At 58.9% G+C, this 16044-nt stretch carries 16 protein-coding genes; 3 read left to right on the top strand and 13 right to left on the bottom strand.

Annotated elements, in window-relative coordinates:
- Window positions 1-4: 4 nt before the first annotated feature.
- From ACQY1P_RS00255 to ACQY1P_RS00215, 9 genes are all read right to left on the bottom strand, one after another.
- Entirely contained in the window at window positions 5-1153 is a 1149-nt protein-coding gene (locus ACQY1P_RS00255) for a mandelate racemase/muconate lactonizing enzyme family protein (protein ID WP_325265686.1), read from the bottom strand.
- A gap of 15 nt (window positions 1154-1168) precedes the next feature.
- A complete protein-coding gene (locus ACQY1P_RS00250) occupies window positions 1169-1903 on the bottom strand; it encodes an SDR family oxidoreductase (protein ID WP_325265685.1) in 735 nt (244 codons plus the stop codon).
- Window positions 1904-1996: 93 nt separating this feature from the next.
- A complete protein-coding gene (locus ACQY1P_RS00245) occupies window positions 1997-3043 on the bottom strand; it encodes a tagatose 1,6-diphosphate aldolase (protein ID WP_430253347.1) in 1047 nt (348 codons plus the stop codon).
- A gap of 11 nt (window positions 3044-3054) precedes the next feature.
- A complete protein-coding gene (locus ACQY1P_RS00240; protein WP_325265683.1) occupies window positions 3055-3978 on the bottom strand; it encodes a PfkB family carbohydrate kinase in 924 nt (307 codons plus the stop codon).
- Complete coding sequence (locus tag ACQY1P_RS00235; RefSeq protein ID WP_325265682.1) at window positions 3975-5051, bottom strand: sn-glycerol-3-phosphate ABC transporter ATP-binding protein UgpC; 1077 nt, start codon at window positions 5049-5051, stop codon at window positions 3975-3977. The genes ACQY1P_RS00240 and ACQY1P_RS00235 overlap by 4 nt, the downstream gene beginning before the upstream one ends.
- A gap of 3 nt (window positions 5052-5054) precedes the next feature.
- A complete protein-coding gene (locus tag ACQY1P_RS00230) occupies window positions 5055-6053 on the bottom strand; it encodes an alcohol dehydrogenase catalytic domain-containing protein (RefSeq protein WP_325265681.1) in 999 nt (332 codons plus the stop codon).
- 5 nt (window positions 6054-6058) lie between these two features.
- Window positions 6059-6886: a carbohydrate ABC transporter permease gene (locus ACQY1P_RS00225; RefSeq protein WP_430253345.1), complete on the bottom strand. Its 828-nt coding sequence runs from the start codon at window positions 6884-6886 to the stop codon at window positions 6059-6061.
- Window positions 6887-6896: 10 nt separating this feature from the next.
- On the bottom strand, window positions 6897-7772 hold the full coding sequence (locus tag ACQY1P_RS00220; protein WP_325265679.1) for a sugar ABC transporter permease: 876 nt from the start codon (window positions 7770-7772) through the stop codon (window positions 6897-6899).
- Between the two features lie 78 nt (window positions 7773-7850).
- Window positions 7851-9206 (bottom strand): sugar ABC transporter substrate-binding protein, encoded by a 1356-nt coding sequence (locus ACQY1P_RS00215; RefSeq protein ID WP_325265678.1) that lies wholly within the window; start codon window positions 9204-9206, stop codon window positions 7851-7853.
- Window positions 9207-9381: 175 nt separating this feature from the next.
- Between ACQY1P_RS00215 and ACQY1P_RS00210 the strand changes: the two genes are divergently transcribed.
- Window positions 9382-10404, top strand: a complete 1023-nt coding sequence (locus ACQY1P_RS00210; RefSeq protein WP_325265677.1) for a LacI family DNA-binding transcriptional regulator — start codon at window positions 9382-9384, stop codon at window positions 10402-10404.
- A 344-nt stretch (window positions 10405-10748) separates the two neighbouring features.
- Here the strand turns inward: ACQY1P_RS00210 and ACQY1P_RS00205 are convergent, their stop codons facing one another.
- Genes ACQY1P_RS00205 through ACQY1P_RS00190 form a run of 4 tightly spaced genes read right to left on the bottom strand, consistent with a single transcriptional unit; the run spans window position 10749 to window position 14434 of the window.
- Window positions 10749-12251, bottom strand: coding sequence for a tripartite tricarboxylate transporter permease (locus ACQY1P_RS00205; protein WP_325265676.1), 1503 nt, complete (start codon window positions 12249-12251; stop codon window positions 10749-10751).
- On the bottom strand, window positions 12248-12709 hold the full coding sequence (locus tag ACQY1P_RS00200) for a tripartite tricarboxylate transporter TctB family protein (protein ID WP_325265675.1): 462 nt from the start codon (window positions 12707-12709) through the stop codon (window positions 12248-12250). The genes ACQY1P_RS00205 and ACQY1P_RS00200 overlap by 4 nt, the downstream gene beginning before the upstream one ends.
- 4 nt (window positions 12710-12713) lie before the next feature.
- The gene (locus ACQY1P_RS00195; protein ID WP_325265674.1) at window positions 12714-13691 is read right to left on the bottom strand and encodes a tripartite tricarboxylate transporter substrate binding protein; all 978 of its coding nucleotides are present in this window, start codon (window positions 13689-13691) and stop codon (window positions 12714-12716) included.
- Between the two features lie 26 nt (window positions 13692-13717).
- Window positions 13718-14434 carry a FadR/GntR family transcriptional regulator gene (locus tag ACQY1P_RS00190; RefSeq protein ID WP_325265673.1) on the bottom strand — a complete coding sequence of 239 codons (717 nt, stop codon included), beginning with the start codon at window positions 14432-14434 and terminating at the stop codon, window positions 13718-13720.
- A gap of 208 nt (window positions 14435-14642) precedes the next feature.
- Between ACQY1P_RS00190 and ACQY1P_RS00185 the strand changes: the two genes are divergently transcribed.
- Entirely contained in the window at window positions 14643-15185 is a 543-nt protein-coding gene (locus ACQY1P_RS00185; RefSeq protein WP_325265672.1) for a 2,4'-dihydroxyacetophenone dioxygenase family protein, read from the top strand.
- A 95-nt stretch (window positions 15186-15280) separates the two neighbouring features.
- Complete coding sequence (locus ACQY1P_RS00180; RefSeq protein WP_325265671.1) at window positions 15281-16006, top strand: SDR family oxidoreductase; 726 nt, start codon at window positions 15281-15283, stop codon at window positions 16004-16006.
- Window positions 16007-16044: the final 38 nt, after the last annotated feature.

Genomic DNA, 16044 nt, shown 5'->3' with positions numbered 1-16044 from the left:
GCGACTACCCTTCTGCGCTAAGACTTAACGTTTCGAATGGTGCCAGTTGGTCGAGGTCGGGTTCGACACCGAGCCCTGCACCTGCAGGCAGCTCGACCAAGCCCTCCCGGACGACCGGCCAGCGGGGCACGATGGCGTCACGCAGCGGATTTGGATTGACATCGATCTCGAGCAATCCATCGCCGCCGGCCGCTGCAAGAATATGGGCAGAGGCAACCAGGCCGATGCCGGCACCCAGAAAATGCGGGCAATAACGTCGCCCCGCCGCGCGGGCTGAACGGGCGACGGCAAGGCAACCGCTCGGACCTCCCCATTTTGCCGCATCCGGCTGTATGACCGAAAGGCTGCCGGCTCTAATCGCCGCCTCAAACGCCTGCTCACCGACAAGGTTTTCGCCGCCGGCAAGCGGCGTCGACGTTGCTCCACCGAGTTCTTGCCAGACCGTATCCGGGCAATCCACCCGTAACGGCTCTTCCATCCATCCGAGGCCGAGATTGTCGGTAGCCTGCAAAAAGGCGCGTGCTTTATCCAGTGGAAAACCCTGGTTTGCATCGGCGTACAATGTCTCGCCCAGGCGGAGATCTGCATGCAGGCCACGCAGCAGATCGAGATCGCGGTCGAAATTGAACCCGACCTTCACCTTGAAGTCGCGATAACCATCAATGCGTGCCTGCGCTATCATCTGTTCGGCATCGAGAATATGGATGCCGCTGGCATAAGCGCGCACCCTTTCGGCGGCACCGTCCGCCATCGCCTTTCCCAGGGGCACACCGGCGCGGCGCGCTGTAATGTCCCAGTACGCCACGTCGAAACCGGCGATCACCTGCGCGTAGGGCCCCACCTCGCCTGTCTGCAGCACGAGGATTTCGGTGGCGGCAGTCAGTTGCCTCCATACTTCCGGAGGCGCAGGTAAAGGTCGGCCAAGAATGCGCGGAGCGATATCTGTCGTCAGCAACCGGGCGCGATGGTCCGCGCCGCAGGCCGGCCAGTTGCACCAGATCTCTCCCCATCCGACGGTTCCAATTTCATCTTCCAGTCGAACGAAAACAGCGGGCCGATCGAACATGGTCCCGAAAGATGTAGAAACCGGTTTCGCCAATGGCACGCGAAAAACAAGCGTCCGCGCGGAGATGATCGTTACTGGATCCATCATGTGACCTCCTTCATTTCACCCAGCCAGAAAGCCGCCATCCACCGCAAAGACGGTACCGGTGGCATAGTCAGATGCCGGCAGGCACAGGAACACGACGGTGCCCGCCACGTCCTCCGGCTTGCCCCATCGCTTTACCGCGGTGCGTGCCGCGATCCGCTCGTGATGAGCGGCGTCCTTGCGCCCCTCGGCATTGATCGCCGTCTCGATATAGCCAGGCGCCACGGCATTGACCCGAATGCCGTCCTCTGCCCATGCGAGCGCCAACGATTTGGTTAGCATCACGACGCCGCCCTTGCTGGCGCAATAGGCAGGAATCCGGGGGAGCGCGGCGAAGGCATTCATCGAAGCAACATTGACGATCGAACCGCGTGAGGCGACGAGATGTGGCCGAAACGCCATACAGATGCGAAATGTCCCTGTCAGGTTGACGTCCAGCACCCGCTGGAACATCTCGATCTTGAACTCTTCATCGCGCGCCAGAATGCCAGCGCAGTTGACGACGGCATCGACACGTTCGAATCCGGCGGCAAATTTCTCGACGCCGGCATCCGAGGTAACGTCCAGTATTTCGACGACGACACCCTCCTGCCCTTTCAGCCGGCAGCGATCGAGCGCCGGCTGGTCGTGTCCGGTGACCGTGACGGTCGCTCCGCGTGCCAGGAACAGTTCGGCGATCGCCGAGCCGATATCGCCGGCGCCTCCGACGACGACCGCATGGAAGCCGGGCGAAAAACTAAAAGGATCCTGCATGCTTGCCTCGTTTCCGAACATCATCAATGGCAGTGATCCGGCTTCCCGAACAAGCATTTCGGGACGCCGGTTATTTAGTGCGGTTCAACGCCCTCAGGCGGCAGCGTAGCTGCTGGCCAGATCACCTTCCTTGCTGATCGACTGGAAGGCCGGGGCCGGGGCCCTCCAGCGCGGCGCCTTCTCTTTGGTAAGCTTGCTGAGGCTATCGACCACGCCGACGCCCTCTTCCGACAGCGCCTTGGCAACGGCTGCGGTATCTGGAAAATGCGAGCGGATGGCATTCAGCCAAATCGTTCGACCAGCGAGGAAGCCGCCAGCACCGGCCGCATAGGCGTATTCCAGCACCAGTTCGAACTTGGCAGACGCAGCGCCCCCCGAAAGCAGCACCCAGGGAATGCCGGCATCGGAGCAGATCTTGCCGACCGCATCGAACTCGCGCTGGGCAGCCTTCGAAGCCTCGCTGCCGTCGCGTGGCGGCAGGCTGTTGGCGGCAAGCGGGGTTTCGAGCTTCAGCAGATCAACGCCATATTCCGGCTTGGCGAACTCGCGGACACTTTCGATCACCAGCTCCGGCAGCTTGGTCGGGGATTCGACATAATCCGCGGTATGACCTGCCTGGCCAAGGAATGGAAAGACCAGCAGCTCAAGCACATAAGGGATGTCGTAGCGCCTGCAGTCGTCGCCGATCTGGCGGACATAGGCCTTCTGGTGTTCGATGACCTCGGCAGAGGCATCCGGCCTGTACCAGACCAGAACCTTGACCGCATCGCCCCCAAGACGGCGGATCTTCTCGACGCTCCAGTCCGCGATCGATTTTGTCTTGCGGCCCCCTTCCGTCTCTTCCGTGCGATGGTCCTCGAGCGTGACAATCAGGCCGCAATCGGCGGGCAGAACATCGATTGCCGCGGGAATTGCGTAGTTCGGATCAAACAGCATCGAGCTGCAATGCGGCGACAGGTTTTCAACCAGCAGCCGTTTGGCAGTGATCACGTCGGAAAACGCGACTTGCGACTTGTCGATCTTGCGGGCTGCAGCGATTGCCTCGAACAACGGCGGCCGCTGGTCGAGGGCGACCATGCAGAAATGCCCTTCGTTGTTGGCCAGACGAGCAAGGCCGCGGGTTTTACCGAGTGTAAGCATGACGTTTCCTTTCAAGAAGACCTGAGTTCATCGAGTGTCGGGATGGCGGCACGGCCGCCTGCGCGGGTGCATTTGAAGGCGGCGGCAGCGCTGGCGAACGCCATGCTGTCACGGATTTCGAAGTGGGCGCCGATCGCAAACGCGTAGGCGCCGTGGAAGACATCGCCGGCAGCCGTCGTGTCGATCGCACGGACACTGGGCGCCGGCAGGTCGTGCACCACACCGTCCTCGCGCCAGGCAACGCCCTTGCTACCGCGCGTCACCGCCACCATGCGGGAACCGAAGGACGCTGCCTTTTCAAGAGCCGACCCGATATCGGGGCCGGCGAAACCGGACAGGCCGGGTTCGGAAAAGATCGCGTGATCCGTCAGTGGCAGCAGCCGTTCGAAGATGTCTGCATCGGCGACATCGCCATCCAGCACGGTCGGAATTCCCTGCTCCCGCGCCTTGGTGAACAGGGCAACGGCACCTTCCGGCCAGCGGGGATCGGCAAGAACGCAGTCGGCATCGAGGGTTGCCAGCGGCAGCCATGCGGGATCTGTCGGAAAGGAGCCGCGGAAATTGACGATCTGCCGTTCGCCGGTCTGATCAACGATGATGCCCGAGACGGAAGACGCACCATCGTCGAACAGCCGGAAGCAGCCGACATCGACGCCCTCAGCGACAAAAGCCTCGGACATGGCGCGACCGGCATCGTCATTGCCGCCCCTGCCCCAGAAGGAAGCGCGACCACCGAGCCTTGCGACCGCGACGGCCGCATTCGCCGCCATGCCGCCCGGCTCCGTCAGATGTTCCCCGGCTCGAATCTTTTCGCTGCCGCCGGAAAATGGCGCTTCCACCCGCCAGATGCGGTCGAGTGCCGATAGCCCCAGGCAAATGACACGGGGATGCGCCGCATCTGGGATCGTGACAGGTCCGATCTTCGACCCGCTCACCGGATTGCCTCCCCTGAAGCCTTGTCAAAGACATGCGGCTTGCCTGGCTGGGCTGCGAGTTTTAGCGTTTCGCCTACCTTCGGCCGAAGCTCCGGATTGACTCGCGCCACCGTCTTCACGCCGGCCAGCATGAAATGCACAAGCGTATCGGAACCGAGCGGTTCGACGAGGTCGATCGTCACCGCAAAGGCACGTGGGTCCTCCGGCGCGTGGATGAAGTGTTCCGGGCGTATGCCGAGAACGGCAACCTGCGCCCCTGCGAGCACCGCCAAAGTGGCAGCCGGAACGGGCGCTGCCAGATCGGATGCTCCAACCAGCGAAAAGCCCTCGCCCGACCGGCGGATATCAAAAAAGTTCATCGCCGGGGAGCCGATAAAACCGGCGACGAACTGGTTATTCGGCCGTTCGTAGACGTCTTCCGGCGATCCGTACTGTTGCACTTCGCCACTCTTCAAGACGACGATGCGATCCGCCATCGTCATCGCCTCGATCTGGTCGTGGGTAACGAAGATCATCGTCGTTTTCAGTTCCTGCGACAGCCCCTTGATCTCGGTGCGGACCTGGTTGCGCAGTTTTGCATCGAGGTTGGACAGCGGTTCATCGAACAGGAAGACCTTCGGATCGCGAACAATCGCGCGGCCCATCGCGACGCGCTGTCGCTGGCCGCCGGACAGGGCCTTTGGCTTTCGTTCGAGGAAAGGTTCGATGTGAAGCAGACCGGCAGCGCGGCGGACACGCTGGTCAATTTCCGCCTTTGTCATGCCGCGCAGTTCGAGCGCGAATGCCATGTTGTCGTAGACGGTCATATGCGGATAGAGCGCGTAATCCTGAAACACCATGGCGATGTCGCGTTTCGACGGCGGCACGTCATTGACCTTGGTATCGCCAATAAAGAGATCACCTGAGGTCGACGGCTCGAGGCCAGCGATAATGCGCAGCAGTGTGGATTTGCCGCAGCCGGACGGACCAACGAAGACGACGAATTCCTCGTCCGCAATCTCCAGATCGAGACCGGGAATGATGGTCAGTTCGCCGAATTTCTTGACGAGGTTCTTGATGCTGATGGAGGCCATGGTTCACCCGAATGAGAGGACAGGTTTGATCAGCTTGCCTTCGGCAAAGCGGGCGAAATAGTCCGGCAGCGCGTCCAGACCGAAAGACGCGTCGACAAAGCGCCGGTACCGCTCCTTGTTGCTACGCAGCAGTTCGACATTCGGCGCAAAATCCCGGATCGGGAAATAGAAGGTGCGGATCATGTAGAAGTCCTTTCGGCGGAAGATCTTTCCCTCTTCGATCGTCCAGGGCGCTGCATTCTCGCCGACCAGCATCAACGCGCCGCGCGGCAGAACCAGCTCGATGCCGAGATTGCGGGCGGCATGCGCGCCCGAGCATTCGAAGATCAGTTTGAAGCGTTTTTCCCGAGAGCCGACGGGGTGTGCCTTGGCACCGAAGGACAGTGCGATCGACAGGCGCTCCTCGTTGGGGTCGGCGACGTGGATATCCTTGTAACCGAGGCTCTGAAGCGCCAGCACGACGCCCAGGCCGACCGGCCCGGCCCCCATGACCAGGATAGGTGCATTTTCTTCCGGCGGGACAAGCGGCATGGCGAACCGGACAGCGTGGGCGGACGTGCCGATCGTATCGAGCAGCAGCGGCGCGAGGTCGTCTTCGATGTCGTCCGGCACGGGGAGCAGGCAGTTTTTCGGCACCGGCACATATTCGGCATAACCGCCCGGCCGGTTCCAGCCGATCAGACTGGAGACCTCGAGGCACATCTGCGTATCGCCGGCCCGGCAGGCCTCGCAGTGATCGCAATGAAGCGGTATATAGACGACGTTCCGTTCGCCATGGCGTGGATGGCCAGGCTGGTCGACGATCCCGAAGATCTCGTGACCGGCGGTGAACTCAGCGCCCTTGTACCATAGCTTGAAGTCGGAGCCGCACAGCGCGGTTCGCAGCACCTTGACGAGGACTTCGCCCAGCCCGACCTCGGGTATGTCCCGAGTATCGACCGTGATCTTGCGATCGCCATGAAAGACCGAGGCACGCATGCGGGATTTTTGTCTGTCTGTCATCATAGTCATCCTTTGACGGCGCCGAGAGTGAGACCGGCGACGAGCCAGCGCTGAACCAAAATGGCGAGCAGCAATGGTGGCAGCGCGATCAGCGTCGCTGCAGCCATCAGCGATCCCCATTGGGTCGAGCCCTCTCCGACGAAATTGAATGCGGCGGCGATCAGGGTCTTCGTGTCTGAATCCGAGAGGATCAGCGCGAAGAGAAAGAAATTCCATGAAAAGACGAAAGCGAGGATCGACGCGACGGCAATGCCCGAGCCGACCAGTGGTATGGCGATCTTCCAAAGGACGCGGGTTACTGAGCATCCGTCGATTTGCGCCGCCTCAAATATACTGCGCGGAATATTGTCGAAGAAGGGCATGAGCACCCAGATGACGATCGGCATGGTGATAACCGCATGGCTGAGGATCAGCGCCGTGTAGGAGCCGATTAGCCCGACCTCACGAAACATGATGTACCAGGGCAGCAGGAAGAGCGTTCCCGGCGCCATGCGCGCGGCAAGCGTCAGGATTGCCGGCCAGGTGACGCGCGACCAGGAGACGGCGAAGGCGGCTGGGATGCCGAAAATCAGACCGAGCAGTGTCGAGCCGATGGTGACGACAAAGCTGTTCACCGCATAGGAAAGGAACGGCGTCGTCTCCCAAAGGATGACGTAGTTCTCGAAAGTCGGCTGAAAGATTACAGTCGGCGGATAGGAAGTCACCTCGAAGGAGGGCTTAAACGAAGACAGCACCATCCAGACAGTTGGGCCCAAGATCAAAATGCCGGCAATCGTCAGCTGGATTGTGTTCAGCCAGTGGATCCAGCGGTCAGAGCGGTTTGTTCCGTTCATCGTCTTCTCCTTACCAGGCGACTGCGGCGCGCAGACGGTTGAGCATCAGCACCGCCACCAAGACGATGGCCGACAAGGTGATCATCAGGGCGCTGGCGTAACCGATGTTGAAGAACTCGAAGCCGACCCTAAAACCGTAGATGTTGAGCGTATTGGACGCATTGCCGGGGCCGCCCTGGGTAGTGATGTAGATGATGTCGAAGAACCGAAGGAGATCGACGCTGCGCAGAACCGCCGCAGTGACGATCGTCGGAAGCAGAAGCGGCAGCGTGATGCGGCGAAAGATCCGGGCTGGAGATGCTCCATCGATCTGTGCTGCTTCGTAGACACTCGGCGGCAGCGACTGAAGGCCACCCAGAACGATTAGTGCCACGTAAGGAGCCCACTGCCAGGTGTCGATCAATGCGATCGTTGGAATGACCCAGGTAGGCGACGCCAACCATTCGGATGCCGGTAGACCGACGGATTCGAGGATGTAATTGGCTGCCCCGAGGGACGGATCGAGAATGACAAGCCACATCATGCCAGCAACGACCGGCGGCATCATGAAGGGTGAAATCAGCAGTGAGCGCAGCAGACCCGACAGCTTTTTGGAATGAAAAAGCAGCATCGCAAGATAGATGCCAAGCACCAGCTGCAGGATCATCGAAAGAATATAGAGCGCTAACGTAACATAGAGACCGTTCCAGAACTCGCCGTCGCCGACCAACTGGGAGTAGTTCCCAAGCCCGGCAAAGCTCGACTCGCCGGTGCTTGAGAAGGAGCGAAAACTGAGCCAGATAGTATAGACGATCGGAAAGGCGATCATCGCGACGGTGAACACCACCGCCGGAGCGGACAAGGCAGCAAGCTGCCGTCCCTGGCTGTTGTTCGAGCCTGAGGTCATGAACCGGTCTCCGGTATCGCATTGGGATTGAGAGCTCCGCCGAAGCGGAGCGCATTTCACAAGGCGCCTAAGCGCACATCATTTGCGGACGATCAGCCCGTCGAGCGCCGCGTCAGCGGCAGCGCAGGCCTCCGCGACCGGCCTCTGGCCGAGGAGCACGTCCTGAACCGCCTGACCGATATAGTCTCGCGATTCCGGGTTGGCGACGATCGGATAACCGACCTCCGATGAACCCTTGGTCGCCAGCACATTGAGCGCTGACTGCCAGCTCGCGCGCACCGGCGCCTCAGCGATCCACTTCTTGTATTCCGGATCGTCCGAAACCGAAGCACGCGGCGCTGCGACTCCCTGGATCGCCAGGCGCTTCTGCATTTCCGGGCTCGATGCCCACTGGATGAAGTACCAGGCTGCGTCCTTGTTAGCGCTATTGGCCGAAACCGACAGGCCCCATCCGATCGCGGTCGGCACGCTGCCGGCCTCACCGGCAGGCAGCGGGATCACATCGGTATCCTTCAGCCGCTCGCCGCCTTCCATGATGGTCCGCAGTTCGTTGGAGGATTCGAACGCCATGGCGGCGCGGCCGGCACGATAGAGCGCGGAGATCTGATAGAAGCTGTAGTTGGACGACCCCGGAGGTCCGTAATCCTTGAGCAGCTCGCCATAATAGCCGATCGCCTTCTGGCCGGCTGGGGAGCAAAGCGCAGACTTGCCGTCGACGACATACTGGGCGCCCATGTTGTGCAGCACATTGCTGAACGTATAGGCAAGCGCCGCTTTCAAGCCGCGCGACGTGATCGGCGAGACGCCGCTTTCGCATTCGCTGATCTTCTTAGCTGCGGCTTTCACATCATCCAGGGTCGCGGGCTTGGCGATACCGCATTTCTGGAAAATGTCAGTGCGATAATAGAGCAGAGGGCCTTCGAGATTGAGGGGCACGCTGGTCAACTTGCCCCCGAACGTCGCTGCCTTGACCAGAGCCGGGCTGATGCCGGCGAAGTCGTAATCGGGTGCAACGTCCTTCTGGGTATAGGCGGAGAGATCTGCATACCAACCGGAGGCGGCGAACTGCTGACCTTCGCGCGACGCCAGCGTCATGAACACATCGACTTCGTCGCTTTTGGAATTCAAGACAGTCACCAGACGCTGGCGCATCTGCTGTTCCTGGTACGAATCGACCTTGAGCGTAATGCCGGTCAGTTTGGTAAACTCGTCCTTGTAGGACAGCAATGCCTGAGACCAGGGATTGTTGTTGGCAAGAAACGAAACGGTGTCACCGTCATGCGCCTTCCAGTCGAAGGCAAGTGCTGGGCTGGCAACGCCGGCCAGCAGAACTGATGCGAGCACGATACGGGCTGCGGAGATATTCGGCATGCTTTCCTCCACTTCGCCGCCTTCGAAGGCGGTGTTCCTCCTACGCTCCTCCTTGAGCGACATCGATCTGCATTCCTCCCGAACGCACATCTTGTAACCGGTTACATAGACCCTATCCGAAAACGCTGTCAACAGAGTATTCGCAGTCATCACGACTGCTGCAGAGCAGCGTACAATCCATTTGACAGACGACTGGAAATGATTGCTAGGGTATGTAACGTTACATATAGGCTCGCAGATGAGTGTTGAAAAAGAAAAAACCGGGATACGCGCCATCGCCCGACTTGCGGGAGTTTCCACTGCGACGGTCTCGCGCGCCCTGAACAATCCGCAGAGCGTCAGTGAGGAACTGCGACTGCGTATTACGAGTATCGTCGATCAGACAGGCTACGTGCCGCATGGCATGGCCAGGGCGCTTTCAAGCAATCGCACCCGCACGATCGGCGCGATCATCCCGACGATCGACAATGCGATGTTCGCCCGCGGCATTGAATCCTTGCAGAAACACCTGTCGTCGCGTGGTTACATGCTCATTCTGGCCACCAACGGCTATGACATCGATGTTGAGCTGGAGCAGGCACGCAACCTCGTCAGCCGCGGCATCGACGGTTTGATCCTGCGCGGTGACTGTCATCATCAGGCGCTGCGGGATTTGCTCGTCGCACGGGACCTCCCATTCATCAACGTCGGTGTCTACAACCCGAGCGGCAGCGCACCCAGTATTGGCGTCGACAATGAAATTGCTGCATACCGCGCGATGATGCATCTGGTTTCGCTCGGCCACAAAAGGATCGGCGTCGTCAGCGCCTTGCAACGCAACAATGATCGCGCAAGTGCCCGCATAAGAGGATTTCGCCGCGCTCTGGGCGAAAACGGTCTCGCGCTTCCAGCCGAATGGCACCTGGAAGTGCGCTATACATTGGACGATGCCCGCGAAGCCGCACGTCAGATTCTGACCGGGTCAGATCGTCCAACGGCGATCGCCTGCGGCAATGACGTGCTTGCTTATGGCGTCATGCTTGAAGCTGAGCGTCGAGGACTTGGCGTCCCGACAGACCTCTCGGTGATCGGGTTCGATGACCTTGATTGGAGCCGTCATTTGCGGCCGGCTCTAACAACTTTGCACATCCCGACAGATCTGACGTGGAAAGGAGCCGGTGAATATCTTCTTGCTCGGCTGGAGGGACATCGCATCCCAAACCACTACGAGGTGGACTATTCACTGATTATCCGCGAATCCACGGCGGCTCCTAGCGCGTAGGTTATGCTATTGCTATTGAAACAGCATCAGACCACCGATCCAATGATATGCCTTTGCCGCCACTGTAGTTCAGGCCGGATCGGATAGCAGTGCTCGATCACCGTTTGATGCACTGTACGACAATCTTGAGCCCTGCGCGCCACTCAACAGAGTCTCGAAAACCGTCGGTTATCCCTCAGGCGTCTTGACGGAGACAAGGGCCCACTCCCCCTTTGGCATCGGAGATCCTGCACAGCAACCAGACCCGGCGTCGATAAACGACTGCCTTCGTCTCACGATCCCGCAATCCAGTGAAGGTGCCCGACGTCGGGCATGGTAGCAGGTTCTTTTTTTCGGGAATACGGCTACGCCCTCCCTGACTTTGCCACTGAGCGGCGCCTGACAATCGCGGCAATCAGCGGATAAGACCATACGATTAGTGTCACCACACCAAGCGTCCCTGAAATCGGACGGTTGAAGAAGTTGATGTTGTTCCCGTTCGCTTTGATGATCGAAGACATGAAGTTCTGCTCGACCACCTGTCCCAACACGAGTCCGAGAATGAGCGGCGCCGCCGGATACTCGTTTTCCTGCATGATCCAGACGAGAAGGCCGATGGCCAGCACCACCCACAACTCGAATATATTATTACTAACGGCGTAGGTGCCGTAGATGCAGAGCAACAGAATCAACGGATAAAGGATCTGCTCACGGACAGAAATGACGAACCGGCCAAGATAGATGGAGGCGATGCCGAGCGGGATCAAAATGATATTTGCCAGCAAGAAGATGATGTAGATCGCGTTGACCATGTCAGCCGAATTGACGAAGACAAGAGGTCCCGGTTGTATTCCCTTGAGGATCAGCACACCGACGACGATTGCCGTAATCGAATCTCCTGGAATGCCAAACACCAAAGTTGGCACATAAGAGCCAGACAGAGCAGCGTTATTTGCTGAAGCAGCCCCCGCCACGCCTTCGGAAGACCCCTTGCCGAATAGCTTCGGTTCACGGGCGAAGCGTTTCGATACCGCATAAGTCACCCAAGCCGCAATGTCGGCTCCAGCGCCTGGCAGAGCACCGACAAGAGTTCCTATAACGCCACCCCTGGCGATATGTTTACGCTCGCGCCAAAGCGATGCCGCGCTTGGATATGGCCGACCCGTAATTTTAATCGAAGCATCAAGGCTGCTACCATCGAAGCTTGACGCCTTTCGGAAAATTTCGGCCAACGCGAATGCGCCAATCATCACCGGAATAAATCCAATACCCCCTTGGAGGTTCATGTTACCGAACGTGTACCGCTGGGTTCCGGTGACGAAATCAAGCCCGACGACGGACAGAAATAGGCCTAGCATCAGTGAGATCCAGCCTTTGAGCGCGTCATCGCCTGCTACCAGAGTGGCGCAGGACAGACCAAGCAATGCGAGCCAGAAATATTCGTAGCTCGAGAAATTCATAGCAAAATCTGCCAGGAACGGCGCGCCGAACATCAGCACGATCGTGCCCATGATGCCGCCGATGGCAGAAGACATTACCGACATCCCGAGCGCATCGCCCAGGCGGCCAGAGCGCGTTAAGTCATTCATGTCGCTGGTATACGCAGCAGATGCAGGCGTCCCAGGAATACGCAGGAAGGCGGCGGGAATGTCGCCCGCGAACATCGCCATACCGGAGCAGGTAATGATCGTGGCGAGTGCGGCGACCGGCGAAAGTGTAAACGCCACAGGCACCAGCAATGCTACGGCCATGGTCGCACTGAGCCCTGGAATCATGCCAACGAAGAGCCCAAACATGGCCGAGACGAGCATTGTCACGAGCACATCGACCTGCATCACGAGGGCAAGCCCATCAAGAAAACCTGTCATCCGATCATCTCCTCTAGAATGCCCTGTGGCAATGGTATTCCGAGCAGGTGACTGAACAGGAGTGAGACAACCAACCCAGCTGCGACTCCGACAATCGCTGCGGTGAGCGGCTTGACTCCGTAGAGTAGACAATGCGCAGTCACGATGACAACCGCCATAATCATCGACCCCAGCACCGGTGCAAGTACTGCATAGGCGATGATAGCCACCGGAATGAAGGCGATCAGCGCCATCTGCCGCGGTGATGAAATCCATGCAGGCATTGCAACGTCCCCTGCGTTGCGCCAGCCGCGCAACGCGATCAGGCCGCCCAAGACGGCCATGATGCTTCCAATGATCGTCGGAAGAAGTTTTGGGGAGGCCGCGCCTGCCGAAACGTGAAAGCCTTGTGCCAGCAATGCAATGGTGACGCCAAAGATTGCAAAGGCCAGGCCCGTCCAGAAGTCGGGCAGGCGCATTGTACTACTCCTTGCGCTGGGCGATGCCCAGATCGTTCATGATTGTACCGACCTGAGTGTATTGCTCGGTCAGAAACTGTCCGAAGCCCGCTGTATCAAGAACGCGGATGCCAAATCCTTTATCGTTCATGAACTTCATGAAGTCTTCAGAGCTGGCCACCTTGACGACAGCATCGCTGAGTTTCTTCTGGATGTCCGCAGGAAGCTTCTGAGGTCCAACCACCCCACGCCAGGTGCCACCGCTGAACGCGACGCCCGTTGCCTCTTCGGCAGTCGGTACATCCGGAAACGCTGCGATGCGCTTTTCGGCAAACACGGTCAGCGGCTTTGTCTTCCCCGCCTGCATCATCGCGATGCCTTCAGGTAGCGAAGACAAAACGACATTTGAGCCCCCTGCCGCCAGTTCCTGGAAACCGGGTGCAGCACCTTGCGACGGCACGAGCGTAACCGAAAGCGGATCGACCCCATTTGCTTTCAGGAACCCGGCAAATGCCAGGTGGTAGGCTGCGCCTGTGCTCGTGCCGGTCACGGTGTAGGTGCCGGTCGGCTTCGACTTGATATCCGCGAGAGCGGATTTGACATCCTTCCAGTCACCAGACGTCGATACGTGGAAGGCGCCAGAGTCAAAGTTCACAAGAGCGATTGGATTGAAATCTGTTGCCTTGTACTGGCTCTGGCCAGCCCAATAGAAGCTTGCGAGCTCAGCTGTCGCGAATCCCAACGTATAGCCGTCAGGTTTAGTCGACAGCATTTCCGAATGGCCGATGACGGAACCGCCGCCGGGCTTGTTGACGACGTTGACCGAAACACCGAGTTCCTTCTCCATACCGCCGGCCAGAAGGCGTGCGATCGCGTCCGTACCGCCGCCAGCGGCCCAAGGAACGATGAGCGTGATTGCTTTCTCCGGATATTCCGCAAGAACTGCGCCTGCGGATACGCCAAGGACGGCGGCCGATATTATCAGGGATTTCATAAATGGCATTGGTTTCTCCTCCTCTATGCCTTGGTCTATTCGATCAGCTTCGCGACCTTCATTTTCTCCGTCGTGAACTGGATCGTATCGAGCATTGCGCGCTCGGCGGCCGTTGGATCACGAAGCCGTATGGCTTCAAGAACCGCCAGGTGATTGCTGAGATTGGCGCGAAAATTTTCCATGTGGTTGGCGGTGACCCCGAACAGCACCCCGAGGATGCTATCAATCGCACTATCGAACGCCTGCAGGATCGGGTTGCCGGTTGCCTTCAGTATGGCGAGATGGAACTCACGGTCGGCAAGTACCGCTGCCTCCGCGTCGCCACGAAGGGCTGCGTCCTCCATTTGTGCGTAGGCAGTCTCGATGTCGATAATCTGCAACCGCGTCGCCCGTTTTGCCACAAGAGCGGCGGACGCCGGCTCGAAGACCCGCCGTGCCTCGTCTATCGCTTCAAGAATGCCCGGGGTCATGACCTTGCTGTCCATCAACCAGCGAAGCACATCACGACTGAGCGTATTCCACTCCGAGCGATTGGTGACGGTCGTTCCACGGCGGGGTGCGGTTGTGACCATGCCGAGACCGGCCAGTGTCGAGACCGCTTCGCGCACCGAAGACCGTCCCACGGAGTATAGCTCCATCAGTTCGGTCTCGGTCGGTATCGTCTGTCCGGTTGTGAGACGACCGGCGGCAATATCGGCGCCCAGCCGATCAAGAACATTATCCGAGCGACGTATCCGCGCGGTTACGGACATATCAGATGTATCCTCCCAATTATGAGATGATTTTTCACATTCATCTGATGATTGTCAACTTCATTCGTGTTAGCGTTCGCAATCGGAGGAAATGAGTGAGGGGAAAAACGGACGCCAATGTCTCTACTCTTTGTTCGTTTTCAGCTTTCATCAATTTTCGTTGGGGTCGCAATGAAGCAATTGACCCGACCGCATCAAGGAGGAAATCATGGAAAATCTGACGCCGGAACAGATGAATGCGGAAACCATCCGCCGGATGCCGTATCAGAAACCGCAACCTGAGGGCATGCTCCCTGACCTCGTCGTTCCGGACGCAATTCCCAAGGATGATCGTATTTGGGTGCCGCAGTCCGAAAATGTCTGGTTTCGCCCGCTCTGTCTGAACCGATCCGCCGGCTACTGGATGAACCTGCTTAAGGTCCGCAAATCCGGCGTGCTCAGCCGACATCGGCATCCAGGCCCGGTTCACGCACTGGTATTGAAGGGAAGCTGGCGCTACCTCGAACATGACTGGGTGGCGACAGAAGGTTCGTATGCATTCGAACCCCCGGGCGAGATCCATACGCTGGTAGTCGACGAGGGCGTCGAGGAGATGATCACTTATTTCCAGGTAAACGGCTGCATGTATTACGTTGACCCGTGGGGTAACAACAACGGCTACGAGGACGTCTTCACCAAGATCGACATGTGCCGAGCACACTACGAGTCCGTCGGGCTGGGACGCGACTATGTTGAGCAGTTCATTCGCTGATCAGTATTCTGGCCTGTCCATTCCTGGCCCTGCAAGGTCTCGGATGGTCGGTCCTTTCATCGACGCATTCTGTTTTCATTGCACGAGAAATTACCATGACATTCCAAACGGATCTCTTCTCCGGAAAGGTCGCCCTCGTCACCGGCGCCACCACGGGCATTGGCGCAGCAATTGCCACCCATTTAGCCGAATTGGGGGCGACCGTGGTTGCCGCGGGGCTAGGCGCCAGCAAGTTTGAGGGCCGGCCGGAGCTAAAACTGTCCGCACAGGAACTGGACGTGTGCGATCAAGCTGCCGTCACCTCTCTGGTTGAGGACCTCGATCGTATCGACATCGTCGTCAATTGCGCAGGCGTTATCCGACGTGCGGAAGAGCATCAGATTGACGTCTTCGAAAAGGTATTGTCGATCAACCTGACGGGCACGATGCGCGTCTGCTCGGCTGCGAGATCCAAACTTGCAGCCTCCGGCGGAAGCATCGTTAACACAGCGTCGATGCTGTCCTTTTTCGGTGGCGGCCTGGTTCCTGCATATAGCGCCAGTAAAGGCGGAGTTGCGCAGCTGACAAAGTCTCTTGCAATTGCCTATGCAGCGGAAAAGATCCGAGTAAACGCGGTGGCTCCAGGCTGGATCGCAACTCCTTTGACCCAGGCACTGCAGGATGATGCCGCTCGCTCGAAACCCATTATCGACAGAACTCCCCTAGCAAGATGGGGCCGACCGGAGGATATCGCAGGCGCTGTTGCATTTCTTTGCAGCCCCGCAGCATCCTTCGTTACCGGCGTGGTCTTGCCGATAGACGGCGGATATCTAATCAGCTGAGGTAAGTGCACTCCCGCCTAAGGCATGCGGGTCCACAC

Origin of the sequence: Neorhizobium sp. DAR64872/K0K18 (assembly GCF_050500175.1) — a bacterium.
Classification (GTDB): Bacteria; Pseudomonadota; Alphaproteobacteria; order Rhizobiales; family Rhizobiaceae; genus Neorhizobium; species Neorhizobium soli.
This window is presented reverse-complemented; position numbering and strand designations above follow the sequence as displayed.

Bases quoted from the DNA above. Each gene is read 5' to 3' on its own strand.
- ACQY1P_RS00200 (WP_325265675.1), bottom strand. From the start codon at position 12,709: ATGCGCCTGCCCGACTTCTGGACGGGCCTGGCCTTTGCAATCTTTGGC.
- ACQY1P_RS00185 (WP_325265672.1), top strand. From the start codon at position 14,643: ATGGAAAATCTGACGCCGGAACAGATGAATGCGGAAACCATCCGCCGG.
- ACQY1P_RS00180 (WP_325265671.1), top strand. From the start codon at position 15,281: ATGACATTCCAAACGGATCTCTTCTCCGGAAAGGTCGCCCTCGTCACC.
- ACQY1P_RS00235 (WP_325265682.1), bottom strand. From the start codon at position 5,051: ATGGCCTCCATCAGCATCAAGAACCTCGTCAAGAAATTCGGCGAACTG.
- ACQY1P_RS00210 (WP_325265677.1), top strand. From the start codon at position 9,382: ATGAGTGTTGAAAAAGAAAAAACCGGGATACGCGCCATCGCCCGACTT.
- ACQY1P_RS00225 (WP_430253345.1), bottom strand. From the start codon at position 6,886: ATGAACGGAACAAACCGCTCTGACCGCTGGATCCACTGGCTGAACACA.
- ACQY1P_RS00230 (WP_325265681.1), bottom strand. From the start codon at position 6,053: ATGACAGACAGACAAAAATCCCGCATGCGTGCCTCGGTCTTTCATGGC.
- ACQY1P_RS00255 (WP_325265686.1), bottom strand. From the start codon at position 1,153: ATGATGGATCCAGTAACGATCATCTCCGCGCGGACGCTTGTTTTTCGC.
- ACQY1P_RS00250 (WP_325265685.1), bottom strand. From the start codon at position 1,903: ATGCAGGATCCTTTTAGTTTTTCGCCCGGCTTCCATGCGGTCGTCGTC.
- ACQY1P_RS00190 (WP_325265673.1), bottom strand. From the start codon at position 14,434: ATGTCCGTAACCGCGCGGATACGTCGCTCGGATAATGTTCTTGATCGG.
- ACQY1P_RS00205 (WP_325265676.1), bottom strand. From the start codon at position 12,251: ATGACAGGTTTTCTTGATGGGCTTGCCCTCGTGATGCAGGTCGATGTG.
- ACQY1P_RS00195 (WP_325265674.1), bottom strand. From the start codon at position 13,691: ATGCCATTTATGAAATCCCTGATAATATCGGCCGCCGTCCTTGGCGTA.
- ACQY1P_RS00215 (WP_325265678.1), bottom strand. From the start codon at position 9,206: ATGTCGCTCAAGGAGGAGCGTAGGAGGAACACCGCCTTCGAAGGCGGC.
- ACQY1P_RS00245 (WP_430253347.1), bottom strand. From the start codon at position 3,043: ATGCTTACACTCGGTAAAACCCGCGGCCTTGCTCGTCTGGCCAACAAC.
- ACQY1P_RS00220 (WP_325265679.1), bottom strand. From the start codon at position 7,772: ATGACCTCAGGCTCGAACAACAGCCAGGGACGGCAGCTTGCTGCCTTG.